Here is a 10,494-nt window from a genome sequence, read left to right on the forward strand (position 1 = left end):
CTCCCCGTGACCTGCACGGGGAGGGCGTCGTCGTACGCGGGAAACCGTCAGCGCCTGGCGGCCCGCATCCGCTCGCGGGCCACGGCGATCACGAGGACCAGCGCCGCCACACCCAGCGAGGGCAGCATCTGCTCACGGCCTGCGTCGTCGACCAGCATGTAGCCGCAGATGAAGACGATCATGCCGATGGTCAGCCAGGTCAGGACCGGGAAGAGCCACATCTTCACGACCAGCTTCTCCGGCGACTCGCGCAGGATGATGCCGCGCATCTTCAGCTGCGTGATGGCGATGACCAGCCACACGAACAGGGCGACCGCACCGGAGGAGTTGAGCAGGAACAGGAAGACGGTGTCCTCCCAGAGGTAGTTGGCCCCCACCGCGACGAAGCCGAAGACGACCGACGCGAGGATCGCGACCCGCGGCACACCATTGCGCTCGACCTTCGCGAACGACTTGGGCGCATCGCCGCGTCCGCCGAGCGAGAAGGCCATACGGGAGGCCGTGTACAGGCCCGAGTTGAGGCAGGACAGGACGGCCGTCAGGACGATCACGTTCATGATCTGGCCGGCGTGCGGGATGCCGATGGAGTCGAGGGCCGCGACGTACGAGCCCTTGTCGACGATCGACTTGTCGTTCCAGGGCAGCAGCGTCAGGACGACGAAGATCGAGCCCAGGTAGAAGACGGCGATCCGCCAGATCACCGAGTTGGTGGCCTTGGTGACCGCGCGCTGCGGGTCCTCGGACTCGCCGGCGGCAAGCGTGACGATCTCGCTGCCCATGAAGGAGAAGACCACCATCAGGACGCCGGTGAGGATCGCGCCCGCGCCGTTGGGCAGGAACCCGCCCGTGTCGGTGAGGTGGGCGAAGCCCGCGCCGGGGTTGTCCGAGCCGGGCAGGAAGCCGAACACCGCGAGGAAGCCGATCACGACGAACGCGCCGATCGCGACGACCTTGATCCCGGCGAACCAGAACTCGAACTCACCGTAGGAGCCGACCGACACCAGGTTCGTCGCGGTCAGCACGACCATGACGATCAGGGCCCAGCCCCACTGCGGGACGGCCGGGATCCAGCCTTCGAGGATGACCGCGCCCGCCGTCGCCTCGACGGCGAGGACGACGACCCAGAAGAACCAGTACAGCCAGCCGATGGTGAAGCCCGCCCAGCGGCCGAGCGCGCGGTCCGCGTACTCGGAGAAGGAGCCCGAGGCCGGGTTCGCGGCGGCCATCTCGCCCAGCATGCGCATCACGAAGACGACGAGGACGCCGACGAGCGCGTACGAGATGAGGATGGCGGGGCCCGCGGCGGCGATGCCGGAGCTGGAGCCGACGAAGAGTCCGGCACCGATCACACCACCGATCGCGATCATCGACAGATGGCGGTTCTTGAGGCCTGCCTTGAGGCCGTCGGAGCCGGGGGAGCCGTTCGAGCCGCCGGTGGAAGGAGCGCCATTGCCCTTGTGGGGCTGCGTGGCGTCTTCCTTCGCAAGGGACGGTTGCGAGGTCATACGCAAATCCTTAGGTTCTCGGGTTGCGAGCCCTGGCATTTAACCGGTCCGAAGGAAGAGTCGGAAGACCTGATTCCGGATCGTTGTATGAGGGCGAAGGTCCTGACCCGGGCGCGGCTACCCGATCACCGGCATGCCACACTCGGACGCATGCGCGTGTACCTCGGCTCCGACCATGCCGGCTACGAACTCAAGAACCACCTCGTCGAGTGGCTCAAGGCCCACGGCCATGAGCCCGTGGACTGCGGTCCGCACATCTATGACGCACAGGACGACTACCCGCCGTTCTGCCTGCGTGCCGCCGAGAAGACGGCCGCGGACCCGGACTCCCTGGGCATCGTGATCGGCGGCTCCGGCAACGGTGAGCAGATCGCCGCCAACAAGGTGCAGGGCGTCCGCTGCGCTCTCGCCTGGAGCGAGCAGACCGCCGCGCTCGGCCGCGAGCACAACGACGCCAACGTCGTCTCCATCGGCGGCCGGATGCACACCCTGGAGGAGTCGACGAAGTTCGTCGAGATCTTCCTCGGCACCCCCTACTCGGGTGAGGAGCGCCACACCCGCCGCATCGAGATGCTCTCGGCGTACGAGCGCACCCACGAGCTCCCGCCGATCCCGGCGCATCACCCGCAGGGCTGATCCCGGACATGTGCGGCGGGCCGGCTTCGGTCGGCCCGCTCACGTATGCCGTCGACGTGTTGACGTACTAGTTGACGTACTGAAGGAGAACACCCGTGCCTGAGGGGCACACGATCCACCGCCTGGCACAGGACCACCGTGAGCGCTTCCAGCGCCGGAAGGTCCGCGTCAGCAGCCCTCAAGGCAAGTTCTCCGACAGCGCAGCCCTCCTCGACGGCCGGATCCTCACCGCCGCCGAGGCCCACGGCAAGCACCTCTTCCTCGGCTTCGGCAGGATCGGCTGGATCCATATCCACCTCGGCCTGTTCGGCAAGCTCGGCTTCGGCGCCGGCCAGGCGCCACCGCCCACCGACACGGTGCGGCTGCGGCTCGCGCACCCCAAGGCGTACGCGGACCTGCGCGGCCCGACCACGTGCGCGCTGATCACGGACGGCGAGAAGCAGGCGATACACGACCGGCTCGGACCCGATCCGCTGCGCGAGGACGACGATCCGGACAAGGCGTGGGCGCGGATCAGCCGCTCCCGTACGACCATCGCCGCCCTGCTCATGGACCAGAAGGTGATCGCGGGCGTCGGCAACGTGTACCGCGCCGAGGTCCTCTTCCGGCACGGCATCGACCCGTACCGACCGGGCAAGGACCTCACCCCCGCCGAATGGGCCGCGATCTGGGCCGACTTGGTGGAGCTGATGCACGAGGGCGTACGCCACAACCGCATCGACACCGTGCGCCCCGAGCACACCCCGGAGGCGATGGGCCGCCCGCCGCGCGTGGACGACCACGGCGGCGAGGTCTACGTCTACCGCAGGGCCACCCTGCCCTGCCACATCTGTGGCGGCGAGATCCGCACCGCCGATCTCGCCGCCCGCAACCTCTTCTGGTGCCCGGGCTGTCAGCCCGCCTGAGTGACGTGCCCGCTCCCTCGGACCCTTTGAGCGCGCCGCCCGCTCAGAACCCGTGCGGCAGCCACGGCGCCACATCCGAGCCGAACGCCAGCGAGGCCGAGGCCAGCGCACCCGCGCGCAGCTCCTGGACCCGTCCGGCCGCGGCCAGCGACGTGAGCGTGTACCCGCCCAGGTAGGCGGCGCCCAACTCCCGTACGGACAAGGCCAGATCAGCCGCGTCCTCGGTGCGCTTGCACGAGGCGCCGAGCGGGTCTCCCGTGAGGCGCCAACGGCCCTCGTTCCAGGGGCAGAACGGGTCCGCGACCTCGAGGACGACATCCACGGGAGTGCGATACGTACGGGCTTCGAGCGCCGCGCCCACCTCCACAGGACGTACGTGGAGCGAGTCCCGCAGCCGCAGCGTGCAGCGGCGGATGTCGGACACCAGGTGCTGCCAGGCGTCGTCGGTGGGGCGGTTGCGCAGCTCGACCTTGGACATCAGGTCCATCGAGAGGAAGTGCCGCATCATCGCCGCCTGCGCGGCGGGCGTCGCGGCGTCCATATGGCGCACGGCCACCCTGCCGCACGGCCCCGCCGACTCCCAGTCCGGTTTCGTGGCGAACCGGGCGTATCCCACCAGCTCGCCTTCCTGCTCGGCGACCAGGCACTGCTGCGGTGAGAACCCGTTGCGGTCCTCCGGCGGATCGACCAGGAAGCCGACGTCCCAGCCCGGCGTACGCGCCAGCATCCCGGGCCTGCCGGGCACGAGCCGCGCGTACAGCTCCTCGCACCGCGCGAGCCACTCCTTGGCGTCAACAAGCCGCAGCCGTACGTCATCCGTACCGGCGGGAACCGCGAGCCGTACCCGCGTGCTGTCGATCTCCGCACCGAGCTGTTGGGTCGCGGTGCCGTACCCGAACCGCCCGTAGATCTCCGGCTCGGAGGCCGTGAGGACCGCGAGGGGTTCGCCGAGCGCGCGGACGTCGTCGAGCTGGCGGCGCATCATCGCCGTGAGGATGCCGCGGCGGCGGTGCGTGGACGCGACGCTCACCATCGTGACGCCGGCCGCGGGCACCAGGGCGCCGCCCGGGACGGTCATACGGAAGGAGAAGGCCCCCGCCGTACCGACGACCTCGTCGCCGTCCCACACCCCGAGGGAGCGCTCGGCCTCGGTGACGGACTGGTCGAACTCCCGCTCCTGCGGGGCCGACCGGACCCCGCCGAACGCCAGCTCCAGCTTGCTGAACCAGCGGTCCCAGTCACCTGGCTCCAGGGTGCGGATCTCAAATGTCATACGCCCTGCCTACCAGGCCCCCTGGACACTGGGCGAGGGATTTTCCCGGCCGCCGCCACGAGCTGTGCTCCTTGCGTCACACGCGGTGTGACCGGCCCCGCTCGTGCGGGGGACAACCCGGACCTCCCGTGCACGGGGCCGCCCCGGATGGATAGGGTCCACGGACAATGACCGGTGCACAGCGCGACCGTGCGGAACGCGCGGAAGCGGAGACGTTCCCGGCCCGGATGCGCAAACGCTGGCACCGGGCCCGCGTCGGGCTGCGCAAATCCGGGGTCGACTACTTCCGCGGCGACGGCTCCGACTGGATCGCGCTCGCGGGTCTGCTCCTGATGATTCCCGCGATCACGGCGGGCACGCTCGCGATACCCGTCTGGTTCTCACCGGCCCTGCTCTGTCTGCCGATCGTCGCCGGCGGACTGCTCCTTCGGCCCGCGAGCCTGCTCGGTCTGTACGCGGCCGCCGCCACGGCGCTGATCATCGAATCGTTCGCGCTCGGGCCGTACCAGGAAGGCCCGGCCACCGTCACGCCCGGCATAGTGCTCGTGGTCGCGGCCTGCGGATTCTTCGGCCTGCTGATCGCCCAGTTCCGCAGCCGGGTGGGCGTGCCCTGGCGGCGCGGCGGCACCATGCTCTTCGACCTGCGCGAACGTATCCGCGTCCAGAGCAAGCTGCCGACGCTGCCCGTCGGCTGGCACCGTGAGATGGCGCTGCGCCCGGCCGGCGGCCAGTCCTTCTCCGGCGACTTCGTCTGCGCGGCCCGTACGAACGGCGGCCGCACCCTGGAAGTAGTCCTCACCGACGTCTCCGGCAAAGGCATGGACGCGGCCTCCCGCGCCCTGCTCCTGTCCGGCGCCTTCGGGGGTCTGCTCGGTTCGCTGCCGCCGCACGAGTTCCTGCCCGCGGCCAACGGCTATCTGCTGCGCCAGGACTGGGACGAAGGCTTCGCGACCTCGATCCACCTCGCGCTCGACCTCGAATCCGGCGACTACGAACTGCTCTCCGCGGGCCACCCGCCGGCCGTGCAGCTGCACGCCGGTACGGGCCGCTGGGAGGAGATGAGCGCCGAAGGGCCGCTGCTCGGGGTGTACGACGGTGCGCAGTTCGACCCGGTCAAGGGTTCGCTGCGGCCCGGTGACGTCCTGATGCTGTTCACGGACGGCCTGGTGGAGACCTCCGACCGGGACCTGACCGAGGGCATCGACCGCCTCACCGGGGAAGCCGACCGCTATGTCGCGGGCGGCTTCCACGGCGCTGCGTGGCATCTCATCGAGGCGGTCGCCAAGGACGTCAACGACGACCGGGCACTGCTTCTGCTCTGCCGGGAGGCGTGAGCTCCACCTCGGCCGCCCTGCCCTTCGGCAGGACGCGCGCCAGCCAGTGCGACTGACCCGCGGCCAGCGGTCCGAGGACCGCGAGCAGCAGCACGTATCCCGCGATGAACGGCGAGAGCCGGTCGTCGAGTCCGGCGCCGGCCGCCATCGTGGCGAGGATCAGCGCGAACTCGCCGCGGGCCAGCAGGGTGGTGGAGATGTTCGCGGCGGGACCCGCCCCGAATCCGTAGACCCGGGCGGCCGCGAGACCCGCGAGCACGTTCATCACGAGCGTCACGGCCACGGCGGCCAGGACCGGCCAGATCACCACCGGCAGATCACCGGGGTCGATGGAGAGTCCGAACGCGAAGAAGAACATCGCGCCGAACGCGTCCCGCAGCGGATGCACCAGTTTGCGGATCCGCTCGCCCGACGTCGTACTGCCGAGCATCAGACCGACCATGAACGCGCCGATCGCGTCCGCGACCCCGAACCACTCCGAGACCCCGGCCATGAACACGGCCGCGCCCAGGAACGAGATCACCAGGAGCTCGTCGTCACGGGTGGCGAAGAGCTTGCCGACGATCCGGGTGCCGAAGCGGGCGGCGAGCGCGAGCAGGATCAGGAAGCCGAAGGCCTTGCCGCCGTCGAGCACGGCCGCGGACAGCGAGTCCGCGCCGGACAGGATGGGCTGCAATGCGGCCAGATACAGGGCGAGGAAGATGTCCTCGACCACGATGATCCCGAGGATCGGCTTGGTCTCGGGATTGCCGAGCCGTCCGGTGTCCACCAGGACCTTGGTGACGATCGCGGACGAGGAGATCCCGAGCACCCCGGCGAGGACCAGCGCTTCGGAGGTGCCCCAGCCGAGAGCGAATCCGAAACCCAGGCCGGCGCCGACGTTCAGCGCTAGGTAGCTCCCTCCGGCGATGGCCATTTTGCGGCCGCCCGCCTTGAGGTCGTCCATATGGAATTCGAGCCCGAGATAGAAGAGCAGCAGCACGAGGCCGAGCGCCGAGAGCATCTCGAGGTCGTGGGGATCGGCGACGAGCACGATCCCGGGGGTGTGCGGGCCGAGCAGGATCCCGGCCAGGATGAACAGCGGAATGGTGGGCAGTCCGATCCGGCCGCCGAGCCGGGCGAGGACCGCGGCGGCGAGAAAGGCGCCGCCCATGGCTATCAGGGTGTCTGCGTGTCCGATGGGCTTTCCTCCTGGCAAAGGGGGCGTCAAGAACTCGTCAATAGTTAGCTTACCAAAGTGTTTACGTGGCAACTATCTGACGGCCGGGCCGAACGAGGTGGGGGAAACCCCCCAGTGAACTTGGAGGCATACCTCATGGCCCCGGCAGGTGCCCGATTCGTACCGTCGTAAGCGATCGAAGACCGACACCGCAGTACGACGGAGGAGACCCGCACCATGGCGCTGCGACGAGGCAGGACCCGGGCCGAGCGCGCGGCGGTTTCCGGCGGTGAGGGGCACGGCGCGGCGTACCGCGGCGACCACGCGGTCGAACTGCGCGGCGTGACCCGCACCTACGGCCGCGGGCGCGGCACGGTGCATGCGTTGCGCGGGATCGATCTCGCCCTGGAGCGCGGCAGTTTCACCGCCGTGATGGGGCCCTCGGGATCGGGCAAGTCCACCTTCCTGCAGTGCGCGGCCGGCCTCGACCGCCCCAGCGCCGGCGCGGTACGCCTCGGCGGTACGGAGATCACGGGCATGGGCGAGAACAAGCTCACGGAGCTGCGCCGCACCCGGCTCGGCTTCGTCTTCCAGGCGTTCAACCTGCTCCCGTCGCTCACGGTCGAGCAGAACGTCCTGCTGCCCCTGCGTCTCGCCGGAGAGCGCCCCGACCGCCGGCGCGCCGCCGAGGTGCTCGCGCAGGTCGGCCTGACCGACAAGGCGCGGCGCCGTCCCGGGGAACTGTCCGGCGGCCAGCAGCAGCGCGTGGCGATCGCCCGCGCGCTGGTCACCCGCCCGGACGTGATCTTCGCGGACGAGCCGACCGGCGCCCTCGACACCACAACCGCCTCCGAAGTCCTGGGACTTCTGCGCTCGGCCGTCGACGGCCTCGGTGCGACCGTCGTGATGGTCACGCACGACCCGGTGGCCGCGGCGTACGCCGACCGCGTCCTCTTCCTCGCGGACGGCCACCTCGCGGATCGCCTGGAGCGCGCCGACGCCCAGCGGATCGCCGCCCGGATGGCGGCCCTCAGCGCACCCGTGTACGCAGGGGCCGGGGCCTGATGGCCGGGCCCAACGGCCTTGCGCGGGCCGCAATCCGCTTCAAGCCGGCCTCGTTCGCGGGTACGTTCATCGCGCTCGCCATGGCCGCGCTGATCGTCTCGGCCTGCGGCATCCTTCTGGAGACGGGCGTACGGGCCTCCGTGCCGCCCGAGCGTTACGCCGCCGCCCCCGTGGTCGCCGCCGCCGACCAGCAGGCGCACTTCATCACCGGCAGCGCCGACGGCCGCCATGACTCCCCGCACCCCGTGCCCGACCGGGCCCGCCTCGACAACTCCCTCGTGGCGAAGGCGGGTTCGGTACCCGGCGCGCGTACCGCCGTCGCCGATCTGACCTTCCCCGTGCAGAGCGCCGACGGCGCCGTGACGGCCCACAACTGGGGCTCGACCTCGTTCACCGGTGAGCGACTGAGCAGCGGCTCGGCGCCCAAGACCGGTCAGGTCGTACTGAACAAGGGGCGCGTCGGCGACCGCGTCTCCTTCACGACACCGGACGGCCCGCGCACCTTCACCGTCTCCGGGCTGACCCGCGCGCAAGAGCCGACCGCATGGTTCGCCGACTCCGAGGCCGTACGGATCTCCGGGCACCCCGGAAAGGTCGACGCCATCGCCGTACTGCCCGAAAAGGGCGTGTCCGACAGCGAGTTGAAGGCACGGGTCGCCCAGGCGCTCGACGGCAAGGCGAAGGTGTACGCGGGACAGGACCGCGGCGCCGCCGAGGACGGCTCCCTCGCCTCGGCCCAGGAGGTGCTCACCGGAATCGGCGGCTCCTTCGGCGGAGTCGCCACCATGGTCGCCGTGTTCACCGCGGCCGGTACCGTCGCGCTCTCCGTCGGCCAGCGCGCCCGCGAGTTCGCACTCCTGCGGGCGATCGGCGCGACACCCCGGCAGATCCGCCGCACCATCGCCACCGAGGCCCTGACGCTCGCACCGCTCGCCGGCGCGGTCGGCTGTCTGCCCGGAATCGGGCTCGCGGCCTGGTGGTTCGGTCAGCTGCAGGCGAAGGGCGCGGTACCGGAGACGGTCCAACTCTCCGTCTCCTGGATCCCGTTGGCCAGTGCCACCGGCGCCGTCATCCTCACGTCCCTGCTCGCCGGATACACCGCGGCCCGCCGCGCCTCGCGCATCAAGCCGGGTCAGGCACTCGGCGAGGCGAGCGTGGAACGGCTGCGACCGGGCTGGATCCGTACCCCCCTCGGCGTCGGGGCACTTGTCGGCGGCTTCTTCTTCTCCCGTCTCGCCGCGAGCGAGTCCGGCGAGGACGCGGCCAACGCGGCGCTCGGCGTCGTGATGCTCTTCATGCTGGCCGTCGCCCTGCTCGGCCCGTTCATCGCCCGCGCCTGCGCGGCGCTCTTCGGATTTCTGCTGCGCGGCGCGGGCGCGTCCGGCCAGCTGGCCGCCGCCAACTCCCGTACGAACGCACGCCGGATGGCCTCCGCCATCACCCCCATCGTGCTCGCGATGGCCTTCGCCTCGACGCTCGTCTTCATGCACACCAGCGAGGACCGGGCCGCCGGGCGCCAGCAGTCGGCCGGCATCACCGCCGACCACATCGTGCGCGCGGACGCGGGTCTGCCCGCCGATGCCCTCACCCGCACCGACGCCACGTCGGCCGTGGGTGTGCTCAAGACCTCGGTCCTCGTCCCGGCGGGATCCGGCGCCGACCGCTGGCTCCAATCCGCCTCCGCCCAGGGCATTTCCGGTACGGCGAAGGCGCTGGCCCAGGTGCAGGACCTGGACGTACGCGAGGGCACGCTCGCGCTCGGCAGGAACGAGGTCGCCCTCGACGCCACGCTCGCCCAGAGCGCCGAGGTCGGCGTGGGCGAGCGCATCGAACTGCGCCTGCCGGACGGCACGAAGGCCACGCCGACCGTGGCCGCGATCTACGGCCGGGGGCTCGGCCTCTCCCAAGTCACCCTCGCCCAGGAGCTGGTGGCCCCGCATGTCACCTCGTCCTTCGCCACCGAACTGTGGACGAAGGGCGGCACGGCCGAGGCGCTCGCACCGCTCGGCGGCCAGGTCCTCGACCGCGACGCCTACACCGGCGCCGAGTCCACCGACCGCGCGCTCAACGCCTGGGCCAACACCACCATGGCGGCGGTCCTCGGCGGCTTCGCGGCCCTCGCCGCCGGCAACACCCTCGTGATGACGGTCCTCGACCGCCGCCGCGAACTCGGCATGCTCCGCCTGATCGGATCCACCCGCCGCCAGGTGCTCCACATGGTCGGCTGGGAAGCCCTCCTCGTCGCCTGCGCGGGCATCGCGCTCGGCTCGGCCATCGCCCTGGCGACCCTGGTCCCGATGATGAACGGCCTCACGGGCGAAAACCCGTACATACCGCCTCTTCTCTACGGATCCTTCGCGGCCTCGGCGATCGGCCTCGGCCTGCTCGCCACCCAACTGCCGGCCAGGGCGGCGCTGCGGACGGCCCCCTAGGGCGTGAGCCCTGGGGCTGGTGGGGGGCGATTGCATGCCGGGACCATCAATTGATAGAGATGACTCCGTATGCAATCCGTCATGCAGTCCGCCATGCAATCCAGTCCGTACTGGCCGGGGGAGGCCCGATGAAGTTCGATATGGGTGCGTCCGTGTTGTCGAATCTGCGGTCGCAGTCGCAGGGT

The 10,494-nt window shown here is 70.6% G+C and carries 8 protein-coding genes; 5 read left to right on the forward strand and 3 right to left on the reverse strand.

The window, feature by feature from the left end; genetic code table 11:
• Positions 1-47: 47 nt before the first annotated feature.
• Positions 48-1,505, reverse strand: coding sequence for an amino acid permease (locus JAO81_RS39790; RefSeq protein WP_199552890.1), 1,458 nt, complete (start codon positions 1,503-1,505; stop codon positions 48-50).
• 150 nt (positions 1,506-1,655) lie between these two features.
• Here JAO81_RS39790 and JAO81_RS39795 point away from each other — a divergent pair, with 150 nt between their 5' ends.
• Positions 1,656-2,141, forward strand: a complete 486-nt coding sequence (locus tag JAO81_RS39795; protein WP_199552891.1) for a ribose-5-phosphate isomerase — start codon at positions 1,656-1,658, stop codon at positions 2,139-2,141.
• A gap of 95 nt (positions 2,142-2,236) precedes the next feature.
• On the forward strand, positions 2,237-3,046 hold the full coding sequence (locus tag JAO81_RS39800; RefSeq protein WP_199552892.1) for an Fpg/Nei family DNA glycosylase: 810 nt from the start codon (positions 2,237-2,239) through the stop codon (positions 3,044-3,046).
• 43 nt (positions 3,047-3,089) lie between these two features.
• Here JAO81_RS39800 and JAO81_RS39805 read toward each other — a convergent pair whose 3' ends face one another.
• Positions 3,090-4,319 carry a GNAT family N-acetyltransferase gene (locus JAO81_RS39805; RefSeq protein ID WP_199552893.1) on the reverse strand — a complete coding sequence of 410 codons (1,230 nt, stop codon included), beginning with the start codon at positions 4,317-4,319 and terminating at the stop codon, positions 3,090-3,092.
• Positions 4,320-4,486: 167 nt separating this feature from the next.
• Between JAO81_RS39805 and JAO81_RS39810 the strand changes: the two genes are divergently transcribed.
• Positions 4,487-5,653, forward strand: coding sequence for a PP2C family protein-serine/threonine phosphatase (locus JAO81_RS39810; protein ID WP_199552894.1), 1,167 nt, complete (start codon positions 4,487-4,489; stop codon positions 5,651-5,653).
• Here the strand turns inward: JAO81_RS39810 and JAO81_RS39815 are convergent.
• Complete coding sequence (locus tag JAO81_RS39815; RefSeq protein WP_199552895.1) at positions 5,610-6,806, reverse strand: cation:proton antiporter; 1,197 nt, start codon at positions 6,804-6,806, stop codon at positions 5,610-5,612. The two genes, JAO81_RS39810 and JAO81_RS39815, sit on opposite strands and share 44 nt — an antisense overlap.
• 243 nt (positions 6,807-7,049) lie before the next feature.
• Between JAO81_RS39815 and JAO81_RS39820 the strand changes: the two genes are divergently transcribed.
• A complete protein-coding gene (locus JAO81_RS39820; protein WP_199552896.1) occupies positions 7,050-7,877 on the forward strand; it encodes an ABC transporter ATP-binding protein in 828 nt (275 codons plus the stop codon).
• Positions 7,877-10,309: an FtsX-like permease family protein gene (locus JAO81_RS39825; RefSeq protein WP_199552897.1), complete on the forward strand. Its 2,433-nt coding sequence runs from the start codon at positions 7,877-7,879 to the stop codon at positions 10,307-10,309. Before JAO81_RS39820 ends, JAO81_RS39825 begins: the two co-directional genes overlap by 1 nt.
• Positions 10,310-10,494: the final 185 nt, after the last annotated feature.

Source organism: Streptomyces sp. N35, assembly GCF_016464295.1.
GTDB lineage: Bacteria > Actinomycetota > Actinomycetes > Streptomycetales > Streptomycetaceae > Streptomyces.